The sequence below is a fragment of the Paenibacillus praedii genome, assembly GCF_049725345.1.
Lineage (GTDB): Bacteria > Bacillota > Bacilli > Paenibacillales > Paenibacillaceae > Pristimantibacillus.
The window spans coordinates 276,726-294,048 of record NZ_JBMWAM010000001.1 but is presented as its reverse complement, the minus strand read 5'-3'; the positions used below and the strand labels follow the sequence as shown (position 1 = coordinate 294,048).

Annotated in this window: 15 protein-coding genes; all 15 read left to right on the top strand. The window is 46.8% G+C overall.

Annotated features, from left to right (window positions below):
- Window positions 1-25 precede the first annotated feature (25 nt).
- The 15 genes from rpsO (at window position 26) to sleB (ending at window position 17,319) form a co-directional block, all read left to right on the top strand.
- Window positions 26-295, top strand: coding sequence for a 30S ribosomal protein S15 (rpsO, locus tag ACO9K6_RS01430; RefSeq protein WP_235233997.1), 270 nt, complete (start codon window positions 26-28; stop codon window positions 293-295).
- Window positions 296-448: 153 nt separating this feature from the next.
- Window positions 449-2,548, top strand: coding sequence for a polyribonucleotide nucleotidyltransferase (gene pnp / locus ACO9K6_RS01425; RefSeq protein ID WP_424765745.1), 2,100 nt, complete (start codon window positions 449-451; stop codon window positions 2,546-2,548).
- A gap of 209 nt (window positions 2,549-2,757) precedes the next feature.
- Window positions 2,758-3,762, top strand: a complete 1,005-nt coding sequence (locus ACO9K6_RS01420; RefSeq protein ID WP_424765744.1) for a polysaccharide deacetylase family protein — start codon at window positions 2,758-2,760, stop codon at window positions 3,760-3,762.
- Between the two features lie 78 nt (window positions 3,763-3,840).
- Entirely contained in the window at window positions 3,841-5,109 is a 1,269-nt protein-coding gene (locus tag ACO9K6_RS01415; RefSeq protein WP_424765743.1) for a M16 family metallopeptidase, read from the top strand.
- Entirely contained in the window at window positions 5,090-5,533 is a 444-nt protein-coding gene (dut, locus tag ACO9K6_RS01410) for a dUTP diphosphatase (RefSeq protein ID WP_424765742.1), read from the top strand. Before ACO9K6_RS01415 ends, dut begins: the two co-directional genes overlap by 20 nt.
- 131 nt (window positions 5,534-5,664) lie before the next feature.
- Window positions 5,665-6,564, top strand: a complete 900-nt coding sequence (gene dpsA, locus ACO9K6_RS01405; protein ID WP_424765741.1) for a dipicolinate synthase subunit DpsA — start codon at window positions 5,665-5,667, stop codon at window positions 6,562-6,564.
- Window positions 6,561-7,151: a dipicolinate synthase subunit B gene (locus ACO9K6_RS01400; RefSeq protein ID WP_424765740.1), complete on the top strand. Its 591-nt coding sequence runs from the start codon at window positions 6,561-6,563 to the stop codon at window positions 7,149-7,151. The genes dpsA and ACO9K6_RS01400 overlap by 4 nt, the downstream gene beginning before the upstream one ends.
- 28 nt (window positions 7,152-7,179) lie before the next feature.
- Window positions 7,180-8,214, top strand: coding sequence for an aspartate-semialdehyde dehydrogenase (locus ACO9K6_RS01395; protein ID WP_424765739.1), 1,035 nt, complete (start codon window positions 7,180-7,182; stop codon window positions 8,212-8,214).
- Between the two features lie 59 nt (window positions 8,215-8,273).
- A complete protein-coding gene (dapG, locus tag ACO9K6_RS01390; protein WP_424765738.1) occupies window positions 8,274-9,488 on the top strand; it encodes an aspartate kinase in 1,215 nt (404 codons plus the stop codon).
- Window positions 9,489-9,516: 28 nt separating this feature from the next.
- Window positions 9,517-10,392 (top strand): 4-hydroxy-tetrahydrodipicolinate synthase, encoded by an 876-nt coding sequence (gene dapA / locus ACO9K6_RS01385; RefSeq protein WP_424765737.1) that lies wholly within the window; start codon window positions 9,517-9,519, stop codon window positions 10,390-10,392.
- 456 nt (window positions 10,393-10,848) lie between these two features.
- Complete coding sequence (locus ACO9K6_RS01380) at window positions 10,849-12,528, top strand: ribonuclease J (protein ID WP_424765736.1); 1,680 nt, start codon at window positions 10,849-10,851, stop codon at window positions 12,526-12,528.
- A 162-nt stretch (window positions 12,529-12,690) separates the two neighbouring features.
- Window positions 12,691-13,443, top strand: coding sequence for a ClpP family protease (locus ACO9K6_RS01375; RefSeq protein WP_424765735.1), 753 nt, complete (start codon window positions 12,691-12,693; stop codon window positions 13,441-13,443).
- The gene (locus tag ACO9K6_RS01370; protein WP_424765734.1) at window positions 13,440-13,664 is read left to right on the top strand and encodes a YlzJ-like family protein; all 225 of its coding nucleotides are present in this window, start codon (window positions 13,440-13,442) and stop codon (window positions 13,662-13,664) included. The genes ACO9K6_RS01375 and ACO9K6_RS01370 overlap by 4 nt, the downstream gene beginning before the upstream one ends.
- Before the next feature lie 69 nt (window positions 13,665-13,733).
- Window positions 13,734-16,412 (top strand): FtsK/SpoIIIE family DNA translocase, encoded by a 2,679-nt coding sequence (locus tag ACO9K6_RS01365; protein WP_424765733.1) that lies wholly within the window; start codon window positions 13,734-13,736, stop codon window positions 16,410-16,412.
- Window positions 16,413-16,533: 121 nt separating this feature from the next.
- Complete coding sequence (gene sleB, locus ACO9K6_RS01360; protein ID WP_424765732.1) at window positions 16,534-17,319, top strand: spore cortex-lytic enzyme; 786 nt, start codon at window positions 16,534-16,536, stop codon at window positions 17,317-17,319.
- Window positions 17,320-17,323: the final 4 nt, after the last annotated feature.

Sequence of the window (17,323 nt, the reverse complement as noted above, 5' to 3'; positions counted from 1 at the left end):
ATTATCAAGAAGGAGGTGAATTAGGATGGCAATCACACAAGAACGTAAACACGAACTGATTGAGACTCATAAGACGCATGCGACTGATACGGGTTCTCCAGAGGTTCAAGTCGCTATCCTGACTGAAAACATCGTTAACTTGACTCAGCATTTGCGGGAGCACAAGAAGGATCACCACTCCCGTCGTGGTTTGCTCAAGATGGTAGGTCAGCGCCGTAAGCTGCTTGCATACCTGAAGAACAATGATGTTAGACGTTACAGCGCATTGATCGAAAAACTCGGCCTTCGCCGATAAAACATGCGTAATGAAAAGCAACCTGGCTGTCCTGCCGTCCGGGAAAATCGGATACGCGGATTCGGGTTGCTTTTTGTAATAGGAAAAGTAACAGAAAAAACTGCCAATTATTGCAGTGTAATATAATTCAAACGAATCAATAGGAGGGGTAAAATGGTACAAAGAATTGAAATGATGGTAGGCGGAAGACCTCTTTCCATCGAAACAGGGCGCCTTGCTAAGCAAGCGAATGCAGCCGTTACCGTACAGTACGGCGATACGGTCGTATTATGTACAGTTACTGCATCTGCAGGTCCAAAGGACCTGGACTTCTTCCCGCTGACAGTTAACTACGAAGAGCGTTTATACGCTGTCGGGAAAATTCCAGGCGGATTTATTAAACGTGAGGGCCGTCCAAGCGAGAAGGCGATTTTGTCCAGCCGACTTACGGACAGGCCAATTCGTCCGTTGTTCCCTGAGGGCTTCAGAAATGATGTTCAGGTCATGAATATGGTCATGAGCGTGGACCAAGACTGTTCACCTGAAATTGCTGCCATGATTGGTACATCGGCAGCGCTGTCTATTTCCGACGTTCCATTTGACGGACCGATCGGCGGAGTTATCGTTGCTCGTGTAAATGGTCAATTTATCATTAATCCAACCGTGGAGCAGGAGCAGCAAACCGATCTTTACGTCGTTGTTGCAGGCACCAAAGAAGCGATTATGATGGTTGAGGCTGAAGCAAATGAGGTCTCTGAGGATGTCATGCTCGAAGCGATTATGTTCGGCCATGATGAAATTAAAAATATTGTTGCCAAAATCGAGGAGCTGCAAGCGATTGCCGGCAAACCGAAAATGGAAGTTAAGCTACATAGTGTTAATGAGCAAGTCAATGCTGATGTTCGTGCTTTTGCATTCGCTCAACTGGTGGAAGCGATTAAGGTTGAAGAAAAGCATGCTCGTCAAGACGCGATCGATGCTGTGAACTCCGCTGCAGTCGCTCACTTTGAGGAGCAGTATGCGGAGACGCCTGAACTGCTATCTGATTTGAAGGAAGTGCTTTATGACATCGTGAAGGAAGAGGTTCGCCGTCTTATTTCACATGACAAGGTTCGTCCGGATGGCCGTAAGCTCGAAGAAATCCGTCCAATCGATTGTGATGTTGCGCTACTGCCGCGTACGCATGGATCGGGCTTGTTCACGCGTGGACAAACACAAGCGCTAAGCATTTGTACGCTTGGTGCAATGGGTGACGTTCAAATTTTGGATGGAATCTCCCCAGAAGAAACAAAACGTTTTATGCATCATTACAACTTCCCTCCGTTTAGCGTTGGTGAAGCTCGTCCGCTTCGTCCGCCAGGACGCCGTGAAATCGGGCATGGTGCGCTTGGTGAGCGTGCGCTTTCCAAGGTTATTCCGTCTGAAGCTGAATTTCCATATACGATTCGTCTTGTTTCTGAAGTGTTGGAATCGAACGGTTCCTCTTCTCAAGCGAGCATTTGCGCAAGCACGTTGGCTATGATGGATGCAGGCGTACCAATAAAAGCTCCTGTAGCAGGAATTGCAATGGGCCTTATTAAAGACGGCGACCATTTTGCTATTCTTTCCGATATCCAAGGTATGGAAGATCACCTAGGGGATATGGATTTTAAAGTTGCTGGTACGGCAGAGGGCGTAACGGCCATTCAGATGGACATTAAGATTGCAGGCATTAACCGTGCAATCCTGCAGCAGTCTCTCGAGCAAGCCCGTCAAGGTCGTTTGTTCATTTTAGACAAAATGCTAGAAAGCCTGCCGGCTTCGCGTACAAACCTATCTAAATATGCGCCGAAAATTTTGACCCTTCGCATTAACCCGGACAAAATCCGTGATGTTATTGGAGCAGGCGGAAAAATCATCAATAAGATTATTGAAGAGACCGGCGTAAAAATCGATATCGAGCAGGATGGCATGGTATTTATAGCTTCCTCTAACGAAGAGATGAACCAAAAGGCGAAATCGATTATCGAAGGCATTGTGAAGGAAGTCGTTATTGGCGAAATCTACTTAGGAACCGTTAAGCGCGTTGAGAAATTCGGAGCTTTTGTAGAAATTTTGCCGAACAAAGACGGACTTGTTCATATCTCGCAGCTCTCAACGGAGCGCGTTGCTAAAACCGAGGATGCCGTTAAAATCGGTGATCAGATTAAGGTTAAGGTAACAGAGATCGACCAGCAGGGCAGAATTAATTTGTCAGCGAAGGTCCTTATGACAGAGGAAGCAGCGCCACAATAAGTTTCTTGCTGATAAACAATATAAGCGAAAGAGAAGAGTCAGATGATATCTGTCTCTTTTTTTATGTTGCGTGAAAAGTGATTATTCGCCGTATGGCCAGCATAAACAGGTTAATCCTGCATAACCTTGTACTCTCATTCATACATATGGATTATCATGCTTCGGGTCAAGCCTTAAAAGCATGAGAGCTGCGTATGGGAGTGAGAATTATGATGTTTAAAAAAGCTGCCGTTATTACTGCGAGCATGCTCATGGTGCTTGCTTTTGTGAGTATGAACGAAGACGTTTCTCATTTTCTTGCTTCTTTAAAATTTAGGAATACGGACATGGTATCCACTGATACCGCATACACCCCGAAGGACAGGAGCAAGCTGCTTACTTATGTGCAGGCAGAGGCTGAGAAAAGGAAGGTTGCGCCGGTAGATGCCCGAATAGACCGAGTATGGAAAGCGATTCCTGGATATAATGGGCTGGAAGTGGATATCGAGAAGACGCTTGAAGCAACACTGCTGAAATCGGGCGCCAGTGAGATCCAGTACATATTCAAAGAAGTAGAGCCGAAGATCAGCTTAAATGATTTAGGACCACATCCCATCTATCGGGGGAACCCGAATAAGAAGATGATTTCTCTTATGATTAATGTGGCTTGGGGCAACGAGTACATTGACTCGATTCTAAAGACGCTGAAGCAGGAAAATGTAAAGGCTACCTTTTTCCTCGATGGAAGCTGGTTGAAGAAATACCCGGACATCGCAAAGCGTATACAAGCTGACGGTCATGAAATGTCTAATCACGCTTACTCGCATCCGGATATGCAGAAACTAAGCAGACAAGCCGCTTATGAGCAAATCGCGAAGACTGAAAATTTATTGAAGTCCACTTTAAAGGTTTCCAATAATTGGTTCGCACCGCCATCAGGCTCATTTAATCAAAAGACGGTACAAATCGCAGCGGAGCAGGGCTTAAAGACTGTGCTTTGGACAATCGATACGATAGATTGGCAAAAGCCTACTGCAAGTACCATTTTAAGCCGAGTATCATCAAAGCTGGAGCCTGGGTCGCTCATTCTCATGCATCCTACCGCTTCGACGCGAGATGCGATTAGCAGCATTATTTCAATGGCTAAGTCAAGAGGTTATGCGCTGGGCACCGTTGGCGAGACGTTATCCTCTGCAAGAATACCACCCGTTGTTGAGGGGGGAAGCGGATTCTGATATAGTAAAACCATTCATGTATACTGCACAAGGATTAAGAAAACAGCCTTGTTTCACAAAACATTAGGAGGACACCCGGTGAACAAATATAAGCTTAGCAATGGATTGCGGGTCGTTGTTGAATATATTCCGACCGTTAGATCGGTTTCCTTCGGGATTTGGGTCAAGGCAGGCTCACGCAACGAAACATTAGAAAACAACGGTATCACCCATTTTATCGAGCACATGCTATTCAAAGGAACGGAAAACCGTTCTTCCAAGGATATCGCAGATTTGTTTGACGGCATTGGCGGCAATGTCAATGCTTTTACTTCGAAAGAATATACCTGTTATTTTGTTAAGGTGCTGGATGAGCATTTGCCGCTGGCTGTCGATGCGTTGTCGGATATGTTTTTCCACTCTACGCTTGATCCTGAGGAGCTTGCGAAGGAGAAAAATGTCATTTTCGAAGAGATTTCGATGTATGAGGATACGCCTGACGATAAAGTGCATGATGAGGCTTCGAGAGCTGCCTATGGCGAGCATTCACTTGCATACTCCATATTAGGAATTCAAGAGCAATTGGCGGCAATGAGCCCGGATACGCTGCGCGGTTACATGGATGATATGTACACGATTGATAATACGGTCATCAGCGTTGCAGGTAATGTTGAGGAAAAAGCTTTGCTGGCTCTTTTAGAAAAGCACTTTGGAGCATTTGCAAACAACAAGCCAGCCGCTGAGCTTGGCTCCTCGCCAGCCTTCCGTGGAGATTCCTTGTTTTTCAAGAAAAAAACCGAACAAAATCATTTATGCATCTCCTTTCCCGGTTGTTCGATTACAGATTCAAAACTCTATGCGATGATCTTGCTTAACAATGCGCTGGGCGGAGGGATGAGCTCGCGTTTATTCCAAGAAATTAGAGAGAAGCGCGGACTCGCGTATTCTGTCTATTCTTACCATACTACCTATGCGGATACGGGCTTGTTTACGATTTATGCGGGGACGGCGCCGAAGCAAACGAAAGATGTGCTGGATTTGACAATGGAGCAGCTAAGCGAGCTGTCCGTTAAAGGCTTGGCGGAAGATGAGCTTCATCGCGGCAAGGAGCAGTTGAAGGGCAGCTTAATTTTGAGCCTGGAAAGCACGAGCAGCAGAATGAACAGATTAGGGAAAAATGAGCTGATGCTCGGTAATCATTATACGCTGGATGAGCTTCTCAAACGAATCGATGCCGTAAAGATGGCAGATGTGAAAGAGGTAACGGAACGAATGTTGTCCGTACCTTTCGCGGTTGCCATGGTGGGATCGAATGATAAGGCTGCAGCACAGCTCAGGAGGGATCAATTTGTATCAAGTATTGTTTAGGCGTCTAGAAGGCAATGAAGATATTGCCATTCCTCGCAAAATGTCGGAATGGGCTGCGGGCTTCGACCTGCAAGCAGCTGTTGGAGAGCCTGTCATCTTGCAGCCAGGAGAACGTCAGCTTATTCCTACCGGCTTCGCCATGGCCATGCCGGGCGAGCTTGAAGCTCAGATCAGACCGCGCAGCGGGCTTGCTTATAAGCATGGCGTAACTTGTCTGAACACGCCGGGAACGATAGATGCGGATTACCGCGGTGAAGTGAAGGTACTTCTTGTTAATTTAGGTCAGCAGCCGTTTGCTATTGCGCGAGGCGAAAGAATTGCGCAGATGGTGTTCCAACAGGTTCCAGCAGTTACGATAACGGAGGCTGAAGAGCTTCCGGATACGGTGCGGGGAGCTGGAGGTTTTGGCCATACAGGCGTTTAATCATTTGGAATAAGCAAGTGGATCATGGCGGAAGACTGGGGCATATGCCCTAGTCTTTTTTCTTTTTCACCACGCTCTGGGCGTTAGCATAAGATGGTCTAGAGTGATTAGCAAGAAAGGAGTGAAGCTTGATGCTAACTGGCGTTCAAGTGCTGCTGCTTGGCGGTGACGCAAGACAGTTGGAGGTCATTCGCAAGCTGACTGAGCTGGATGCTTTGGTAACGGTATGCGGGTTTGACGGCTTGCATTCGTCATTGGACGGAGCCGTTCAGGCTGATTATGAAGAGCAGCTGTTCGAAGGTGTGGATGCGCTGCTGCTGCCTACTGTTGGTACGGATGAGCTGGGATTCATAGATGCTGTATTCAGTGATCGTCAAATGCAATTAACAGACAGTCATATTGCAAGATTGCCGAAACATTGCACCGTGTATACGGGAATGGCAAAACCGTATCTGCGACAGCTTTGCGAGCAGAACGCTATAACTATTGTAGAACTGCTTGATCGTGATGACGTAGCCATTTATAACTCGATTCCGACGGCGGAAGGCGCTTTGATGATGGCGATTCAGAACACGGATATTACCATCCATGGATCGTCGTCAATGGTACTGGGGCTTGGTCGAACAGGATTCACAATGGCGCGGACGCTGCAAGGTTTAGGCTCGAAAGTAAAGGTGGGAGTACGTCGTTCAGAGCAGTTCGCAAGAGCATCGGAAATGGGCTTTGAGCCTTTCTACATCAGTGGTTTACTGCAGCATGTAAGCAATATTGACTTGCTTTTTAATACAATTCCGACTATGATAATCACAGCGCAAATTATAGCAAATTTACCTTCGCGAGCCGTCATAATCGACCTAGCCTCGAAGCCAGGCGGAACAGATTTCCGCTTTGCGGAGAAGCGGGGGATTAAAGCGTTGCTTGCACCCGGACTACCCGGTATCGTTGCACCGAAAACAGCTGGACGTATCATGGCGGAATGCTTAACACAGTTGATTTCGGATGATACGATAAAGCGGGGGATTGGGATATGAACTGGAATGGAATTACGGTTGGCTATGCGTTATCTGGCTCGCACTGTACGTTTGCTGAGGTGATGCCAGAAATTAAGCGGTTCGTCGATGCAGGTGCCAATGTGGTGCCGATCGTTTCGAATACGATCATGACGACGGATACTAGATTCGGATCGTCAGAGGATTGGCAGACACAGCTCAAATTGATTACAGGCAATGAACTTATATCCACGATCGTGCAGGCAGAGCCTCTTGGTCCATCGAAGCTGCTTGATGTTCTTGTCATAGCGCCTTGCACAGGCAATACGACGAGCAGATTGGCAAATGCGATTACAGACAGCGCGGTACTAATGGCAGCCAAGGCGCAAATGCGCAATGGCCGGCCGCTCGTGCTTGCTATCTCGACGAATGATGGACTCGGTTTAAATGCTGCTAACATAGCGAAGCTGCTAGTGGCTAAACATATTTATTTCGTTCCGTTTGGCCAGGATAATCCGGTGCAGAAGCCAAATTCGCTTGTTGCAAGAATGGATTTGATCTTGGAAGCTTGCGAAGCTGCTCTTCAGGGAAAACAGCTTCAGCCGCTGCTTGTCGAACGTATACAGTGACACATGTTTAGAGGGGAGAAGCCATCAGATGCCGGATCAGAAATTGTTTAATGTTGCTGTAGTAGGGGCAACGGGCGCAGTAGGGGAACAAATATTGAAATTACTAGAATCAAGAAACTTCCCAATACAAGAGCTTAAGCTATTATCGTCTGCTCGTTCAGCAGGCACGAAAATTACATTTAAAGGCCAAGAGCTTACGGTACAGGAGGCTACTCCGGATAGCTTTAAAGGTATAGAGATCGCATTGTTCAGCGCAGGCGGCGATGTGTCGAAGGCGCTTGCTCCCCATGCAGTCGAGCATGGCGCGGTATGTATAGACAATACGAATGCTTACCGGATGGATCCAAACACGCCGCTTATTGTACCTGAAGTGAACATCGAGAAAGTAAGCGAACATCAAGGCATTATCGCGAATCCGAACTGCTCCACGATTCAAATGGTGGCAGCCCTTAAGCCGTTGCAGGATCGTTATGGCATATCTCGCATTATCGTATCTACCTACCAGGCCGTATCTGGTGCAGGAAGCCGAGCAATTGATGAAATGCTTCGTCAAACGCAATCGGCGCTGAACGGCGAAGCAGTAAACCCTGCTATATTGCCGGTAGGTTCTTTGCCAATTAAACATCAAATCGCCTTCAACGCTATTCCTCAAATCGACAAGTTCCAAGAGAACGGCTATACTCTCGAGGAAATGAAAATGGTTAACGAAACAAAAAAAATTATGGGTGACGAGACCATTGAAGTGACAGCGACCTGCGTACGTATTCCAGTCGTATATGGTCATTCCGAGTCCCTATATGTCGAGCTTAAAAACAACTACGATTTGGAAGAGGTAAAGCAGCTGCTGGCAGATGCGCCAGGCGTCACGCTTGTAGATGATCCTGCCAACCAGCAGTACCCGCTTGCGACTGATGCTGCCGGAAAACCGGATGTTTTTGTCGGTCGTCTAAGACGCGATCTAGGCCATGAACGCGGGCTTAATATGTGGATTGTTTCCGATAACCTGCTCAAAGGCGCAGCATGGAACGCCGTACAAATCGCAGAACATATTGCAAAAGGTTAACGTATTAAGCTAAGGGTAACTTGCCGCTTCTTCCTGGGATCGAGTATGGAGGATAATGAATGCGCATCCTGATTCAAAAATTCGGGGGCACCTCTCTCTCAACCGATCATGCCAGAGAACATGTTATCCATCATATCAATAGAGAACGCGGTAACGGCTTTTCCGTTGTCGTTGTCGTATCAGCAATGGGGCGTAAGGGCGATCCTTATGCAACGGATACGCTGCTTCAGCTTATCCGCGACAAAGGCGACAAACTGCCGGACAGAGAAAGAGATATGCTGCTTGGCTGCGGAGAAATCATTTCCGCGGCCGCTTTATGCAGTCAACTTAACGCCAGCAATACTCCTGCGGTTGTTCTGACCGGCGGACAGGCGGGCATAATGACGGACGAACATTTTGGCCATGCCCGGATAAAAGAGGTTCGTCCTGATAAAGTGCTTAGTTGCCTCCGTGAAGGTTATGTAGTTATCGTTACGGGCTTTCAAGGCAGTACGGCGCACGGTGATATGACTACGCTTGGTCGTGGGGGCAGTGACACAACGGCGACCGCTCTAGGTGCTGCGCTGAGTGCTGAGATGGTTGATATATACACAGACGTGGACGGGATATTGACGGCCGATCCGCGTATCGTTGAAGAAGCTAGGCCTCTTGCTGTCGTCAGCTATGCGGAAATATGCAATATGGCTAGGCAAGGGGCTAAGGTCATTCATCCTCGTGCTGTTGAGATTGCTCAGCATGCCAGGGTTCCGCTTCGTGTACGTTCAACGTTCACCGAAGACACGGGAACACTAGTTACGGATGCTGCTGACCGCAGGGCGGAATTATTGGTTAAGGATCGTCATGTTACGGGCATCGCGCATGTTTCCGGTATTACACAAATATCGGTGAAGGCGATTGTTGGCCGAAGTGATGTTCAACTACAAGTGTTTCAATCCATGGCTAAGCATCAAATTAGCGTAGATTTTATAAATGTTACGCCAAGCGGCGCCGTTTATACGGTTTTCGACAAGGATGCTGAACGTGCAGTTCATGTATTGAAGGAAGGGGGTTATGCCCCTTCTGCGATAAATGGCTGTGCCAAAGTATCTGTTATAGGCGGAGGAATGAATGGAGAACCTGGTGTCATGGCGCGGATTGTGGAAGCGCTGACGGAGCAGGGCATCTCAATCATGCAATCGGCTGATTCAAACACTACAATATGGGTGCTCATCCGGCAAGCAGATATGAATAACGCTTTAAGGGCTCTGCATGCGAAGTTTGGGCTTCATCGATAGACAGCCGCACTTTTTAGGAGGAATTCAAATGGATTTTGGAAGACTGATTACCGCGATGGTAACCCCATTCGATACGGACGGTCAAATCGATTGGCCAACGGCTGGCCGTTTGATTAATTATTTAATAGAAGAACAGCAAAGCGATAGTCTCGTCGTGTCCGGAACGACTGGCGAATCGCCTACGCTGTCCGATGAGGAGAAGCTGGAGCTGTTCCGATTTGCTGTCAAGCACGCGAATGGTCGTTGCAAGATTATTGCCGGTACGGGGAGCAATAACACGGCCCATTCCATCCATTTGACAAAGGAAGCGGAAGCTGCCGGCGTAGATGGCATTTTGTTAGTTGCGCCTTATTATAATCGTCCAAGTCAAGAAGGACTTTATCAGCATTTTAAGGCTGTAGCCGAAGCTACCTCGTTGCCTGTCATACTGTACAATGTAGAAGGTCGTACAGGGGTAAATATTTCCGTAGAAACAACATTGCGGTTGGCGGAGATTAGCAATATAGTTGCAACGAAGGATTGTGCGAACACGGATCAGCTGACACAAATTATTGGCAGTGCGCCTGCCGGGTTTAAAGTATACAGCGGTGACGACAGCGCTACGCTTCCTGCTTTGGCCGTTGGCGGATACGGGATTATTAGCGTAGCCAGTCATCTTATCGGTGCTAAAATGAAGCAGCTCATTACAGCTTACCTGGAAGGCAATGTTCAGGAGGCGGCTAAGATAAACGGTGAGTGTCATCCGATTTTCAAAGGATTATTTGGATGCCCGCATCCGGTACCTAATCCGGTAGCTGTAAAGTATGCGCTTGGTCTAAAAGGCTTGCCCGTTGGCGGAGTAAGACTTCCGCTTGTTACGGTTACAGAGGCTGAAGCCGCGTTCTTACGCAATTTGATCTCATAAATAAACGGTATCCGTTGATTGCAGCCGGTGCATCCAGCATCGGTTTTATTTTTTTGGGTAGCATATTGGGTAACAGCTTTAACGGGTTTCACTTGTATTCCAGCTTTTTCTTCATGTATAATGATCTCAAGTGATTGCGTGCGGCAAATATTTGGAAGCAACAAAACGTCAGAGCGGCATCTGACGCTAACAGCACATAATGAATGATGAGGATTTCACTTCTCGGTAATTCACACATGGATGAATACGTGCCAGCTTTTATCATCGCAAAAATAATAACTGAATAAGACATACGAAGCGATGTTGCTTCACTACAAAACTAAAAGTTAATGCTTTCGAAGCGATTTGCTTCGCAAAATTTAAAGTACATGCTTACGAAGCAATTTGCTTCGCAATTCTAAGTTCATACTTACGAAGCAATTTTGCTTCGCAAAATCTAAGGAGGTTAAGATACACTTGTCTAAAAAGAACAACCAGGATAAGCTAATCATTTTTGCACTAGGCGGAGTAGGCGAGATCGGGAAAAATATGTACGTTATCCAATATAACAATGACATTGTTGTTGTTGACTCAGGATTAAAGTTCCCAGAAGAGGATATGCTCGGTATCGATATTGTTATTCCGGATATTTCATATTTAACGGAAAATCGTGACAAGGTTCGCGGGATCATTATTACGCACGGACACGAGGATCACATTGGCGGTCTGTCTTATGTTTTAAAAAATCTAAATGTACCGATCTATGCAACTAAGCTTACATTAGGTCTTATCGAAGGAAAACTGAAGGAAGCGGGAATGCTTGGGGATACGAAACGAATCCTCATCAATGCGGATACGGAAATTCAATTGGGTACCATCCGTGCTTCTTTCTTCAAAACAAACCACAGTATTCCTGACTCTGTCGGTGTCAGCTTAGACACACCTGAGGGAACCGTCGTACACACGGGTGACTTCAAATTTGATCATACGCCGGTCAATGAGCAATTCGCTGATTTACAGCGTATCGCAGAAATTGGGAAACGTGGCGTACTGGCATTATTATCCGATAGTACGAATGCTGAGCGTCCAGGCTATACGCCATCCGAAGCACAGGTCGGCGACAACTTGGAGGATATTTTCCGAAAGTCCTCGCAGCGTGTTGTTGTAGCTACTTTTGCTTCCAACGTTCATCGGATTCAACAAATTATTAATGCAGCAATAGCAACCCGTCGCAAAATTGCAGTCGTAGGACGAAGCATGGTTAATGTAGTTGGCATCGCTTCGGATCTGGGTTACTTGAACATTCCAGAAGGAATGATCATTGAGCCGGAAGAGGTTAACAAGCTTGCTGCCGATCGTGTTGTTATTTTGTGTACAGGCAGTCAAGGCGAGCCGATGTCAGCATTAACACGTATGGCGCGCTCGACGCATCGCAAGGTTGATATTTTGCCTGGCGATACCGTTATTATTGCTGCAACGCCAATTCCAGGAAATGAGCGTTATGTAGGCCGTACGGTTGATGAATTGTTCCGTTTAGGCGCTAACGTCATCTATGGCAACGGTTCCGTATCTGGCGTACACGTATCAGGTCATGGCAGCCAAGAAGAATTGAAGCTGATGCTTAATTTAATTAAGCCGAAATATTTCATTCCGATCCATGGTGAATACCGGATGCTCAGGCAGCATGCAAAGCTCGGTGAAGCAGTTGGCATTGAACGCGAAAATATTTTTGTCATCGATAATGGAGATACGGTTGAATTCCAAAATGGCAGCGCGCGAAAAGGATCGAAGGTACAAGCTGGTAACGTGCTGATTGATGGCTTGGGTGTGGGCGATGTTGGTAATATCGTTCTTCGCGATCGTAAGTTGTTGTCACAAGATGGCATACTCGTCGTTGTTGTGACATTAAGCAAGCAGGATGGAGCTATTCTCTCTGGTCCTGACATCATTTCACGCGGCTTCGTATACGTGCGTGAATCGGAAGGGCTGCTTGATGAGGCTAACCGCATCGTGACTTCCACGTTGACTAAATTGATGAACGACAAAGTAAATGAGTGGGCATCATTGAAAACGAATGTTAAAGATGCGCTTGGCCGTTTCTTGTACGAGCAAACTCGTCGTCGTCCAATGATTTTGCCAATCATTATGGAAGTATAATCAAAAAATATATTGCCAAAGAATCGCTTGTGTTTTCCACAATTGCCGCTGTGGAAGCAAGCGGTTCTTTTTTTTGTATAGGTTAGAGTTTCTTATAGTATAAATTCGACAACCGACCCCATACTATGACGAGCTACATTATAACGAAGGAGATGGAATAATATGTGGCAGTCCAGAATGGATTTACGATCGGAGCAGCAGCCTGATCCTAATTCGGATGATAAAAGGAAGCTGACGGGTATGGTGGATAGCATTCAACAGCTAGGACAGGTTTCCACACCTGCCCCTGCAGAGTCGAATGTCTATTGCATGACCATTATTGGACAGGTGGAAGGGCATCTTGTTTTGCCTCCGCAAAACAAAACGACAAAATATGAGCATATCATTCCACAGCTGGTTGCAGCAGAGCAAAATCAAAAAATCGAAGGCGTTCTGATTGTTCTTAACACGGTTGGAGGTGACGTTGAAGCAGGTCTTGCGATCGCAGAAATGATCTCTTCCTTATCGAAGCCTACTGTAACGCTCGTGCTTGGAGGCGGGCATTCCATCGGGGTGCCGATTGCGGTTGCTGGCGACGTATCTTTTATTGCAGAAACGGCTACTATGACCATTCATCCGATCCGTCTGAATGGATTAGTGATCGGGGTTCCCCAGACGTTTGAATACTTGGATAAAATGCAGGAACGAGTCGTCCGGTTTGTCATTTCTCATTCCAATATAACGGAACACATTTTCAAAGAGCTTATGTTTAAAACGGGAGAGCTGACACGAGATATCGGTACAACGGTAATTGGACCAGATGCTGTAAAGCATGGCTTAATTGATAGGGTAGGCGGCTTGGGAGACGCGCTTAAAGAGCTGAATATGCGTATAGAAGCAAATAAAAACAACAGGAATGGGGTGCCTATCCAATGACATTGTATACGAGCATACCGCTTGAGCTTGTTCTTGACGGCATAAATAATGAAATGGATCCGCTTCAAGAGGTGTGGGTGAATGGGGTTAAAATGCAGGTCATGCCCATCGCGCCTGGCATCGGTAAAATTGTGAGACTGCTGGAGTGCGGGCTTCATGATTATTTAAATCCGGATTTGACGCCCGGCATGCTGGTAAGTTTTCAGGCTGCTGCAAACTGATGTTCGTACCATCGTCTCATAGGAACATTTGTCCACCTATGGTATAATGTTTTACCAGAGGTGACTGAATTGGCTAAAAAAAAGAGACGGAAAAAATCAATCGGCGCGAGCCTAAAATATGAAGTATATGGTATATTGCTCATTACAATTTCGATCATTGCATTGTCTGGGGAAGCGACGGTCGGTCGTTCCTTATCCAAACTGTTTGGTCTAGTGCTGGGCAAATTTTATTTTGTGCTTGCGTTAGTCGGTATTTTTATTGGGCTCTATGTCATGGTGAAGCGAGCCTGGCCGCGAGGTTGGACAAGTAAGCGGACAGGCTTGCTTGTATTTGTGTTGGCTTTAACGCTTATGAGCTCCATTTCTGAAGTTGATCATAAGATGAAGGATGTATTTGATATTGAGCTTAATGGAAAATTGATTTGGGATCAGCTTCGTTCTGATTTGAATGGATCTCTTGTTCATGTGACACCTGCTAATGATGTGCCGATCAGGGACAAGCAAATAAGCGGGGGTTATATGGGTGCGGTTCAATATTCTTTGTTTTTCTCGTTATTTGGCTATTATGGTGCGAAGCTGATCATGTTCGTCATGTTTATTATTTCCATCATGCTGATGACTGGCAAGTCAGCCGTCGAGCTGGGTAGAATCGTTACGTCGAAATCGACGCGTATGTTTAAGCTGCTCGGTGCAAAATGGGCAAAAAGGTCCTCTTTGCGCGCTTCGACAGCAGCTAGTGCAAATACTGGTTCAGCGGATTTAGACGATGACGATACAATGGATGACGACCATGATGGCTATGTTCCTTCTCCTCCAAGGAAAAGAAAATCGTTATTTTTCTCTTGGAGACAAGAATCCGAAGCCGAAGAACAAAAGGATAGCAATGAAACGCAGGAAGAGTGGGTGCTTGAGCCTAACGCGGTGAATGCGCCAGCAGGAGTTAAACCCGCTTGGCAAACGGAGCTTGAGCAGCCATGGGAAAAATCAGGTAATGAGCTGTATAATGATTCGACGCTTCATACACCTCCAGCGCATATGGAACGCGCCCCTTGGGAGGAGGCGGGCTCTGACAAGGATCTCGGCATCAGCTCTGGCTTACAGCCGGAGGAGACAAACGATTCTTGGCCTAAGCAGGAACCGTCCATTATGGAGTCCTCTGTTGGAGACGATATGACTGATGACGAGCTGCCAATAGAGGGGGCAGAGCACATAATGGAAGCGACTTCCGAAAGTTCTAGTATTTCTGAGGTTCTCGCACAAGATAGCGGTTCGCAAGAAGCTGCTCAAAGTCATTCCAAATCAGAAGCTGAAATGAACAAGGATAAGCCATATTTGCTGCCGCCATTCTCGCTGCTTAATAAGCCTAATCTCCTTGGCAAAGGCGCAGACGCAACCGATATGTATGATTCGCGAAGAAAATTGGAGGCGACTTTAGAAAGCTTTGGTGTAAAAGCAAAGGTGCTGGATGTTGTTCGCGGACCTGCTGTAACACGCTACGAGGTGCAGCCAGCTACAGGCGTGAAGGTAAGCCGAATTGTCGGCTTAACGGATGATATTGCGCTTGCTTTAGCTGCGAAGGATATACGAATGGAAGCGCCAATTCCAGGGAAATCAGCAATCGGAATTGAAGTGCCGAATATGGAAGTATCCATCGTCACGATGCGTGAGGTGATGGAGACGGCTACATTCCAAAATGCGGTTTCTAAATTGTCTATTGCATTTGGGCGGGATATTTCCGGACAGACCATTGTCGGCAATTTGGCCAAAATGCCCCATTTGCTCGTTGCGGGTGCAACTGGCTCTGGTAAATCTGTATGTATCAATGGGATCATTACGAGTATCTTGTATAAAGCGGCGCCAGATGAAGTGAAGTTTCTTATGATTGATCCAAAGATGGTCGAGCTCAATGTATATAATGGCATTCCGCATCTGCTTGCCCCAGTTGTCACCGATCCTCGCCGCGCATCGCTCGCGCTGAAGAAAATCGTGGTGGAGATGGAGAAACGATACGAATTATTTTCTAAATCGGCAACTCGCAATATCGAGGGCTATAATACGCTTATGGCTGATAATCCTGCAGCTGTGCTTCCTTACATCGTCGTAATTGTGGACGAGCTGGCTGATTTGATGATGGTTGCCGCAAATGATGTTGAAGATTCGATTGCGCGGCTTGCTCAGATGGCGCGTGCAGCCGGCATCCATTTGATCATTGCGACACAGCGGCCTTCAGTCGATGTTATTACAGGTGTCATTAAAGCAAATATACCTTCACGAATTGCCTTTGGGGTATCCTCGCAGGTTGATTCACGAACTATTCTTGACATGGCTGGCGCAGAAAAGCTGTTAGGTCGTGGCGATATGCTGTTCCTGCCTGTCGGTATGTCCAAACCAATTCGGGTTCAAGGCGCTTTTCTATCGGACCAGGAAGTGGAAATTCTTGTGAACTATGCTCGAGGCCAAGCTGAAGCGGAGTACAAAGAGGATCTTGTGCCTGAGGTGGAGGAGGAAACTGAAGCAGGCAATGAGATGCTCGATGAGCTTTACGATCAAGCTGTTCAAATTATTTTAGACGCAAAGCAAGCCTCCGTGTCACTGCTGCAGCGCAGAATGCGAATTGGCTACACGCGTGCGGCAAGGCTGATCGATCAGATGGAGGCTCGCTCAATCGTCGGCCCCTATGAGGGGAGCAAGCCGCGCGAGGTGCTGATTACGATGGATCAGTACCAAGCAGGGCGAATTAGCTCTTGACTGCCGATGATTGCAAATAACGGGAGATTGTGCATAGAAGCAGGACAACTTTCTCATACTAGAGTTAGGTAACAACGCTACCTTAAGCGAACTAACTTGCAAGAGAAAGGCAGATCCCTACATGAGAAATCGTTTGATAGTGATGACCTCGATTATCGTGCTGCTGCTGTTTGGGTCTTTTTCATTACTGCGCAGCGAGCATAATGGAGCAACCGAAACCTTCAGCAATGCTACATTGAAGGTCGGCTCCTCCGGTCAGGATGTATATGAATTGCAAGGAAGACTCACGTACCTCGGCTACTTCAATGGAAAAATTGATGGAAAGTTCGGCGATGAAACGAAAAATGCGGTAACCTGGTTCCAGTGGAAGTTCGGTTTGAAATCAGACGGCGTCGCTGGAGCCAAAACGAAGCTAAAGCTTTGGGAAGCAACGAAATCGTGGAGACCGACTGCGGATACTTCACCTCCTTCTTCGCAATCCGGTACAGGAGGCGGCAACGGTTCCCCGTCGGACAACAATTCAGGCTTATCGAAATCCAATAGGCTGGGATTTTCAGAAAATGATTTGAAAATTATGGCGAATGCAGTCTATGGAGAGGCGCGCGGCGAGCCTTACGAAGGACAAGTGGCAGTTGCTGCAGTCATTCTTAATCGGCTGAAATCACAAAGCTTTCCGAATACGATTTACGGTGTTATCTTTCAGCCGAGAGCTTTCACCGCTGTTGCTGACGGACAGATTTGGCTTACGCCGAATGATAAAGCGCGTGAAGCTGTTCAAGATGCCATAAACGGTTGGGATCCCTCCGGCGGCTGCCTTTACTACTTCAATCCTGATACGGCTACCTCGGCATGGATATGGACTCGAACACAAATCAAAACGATTGGAAAACATATTTTCTGTATGTAATCAA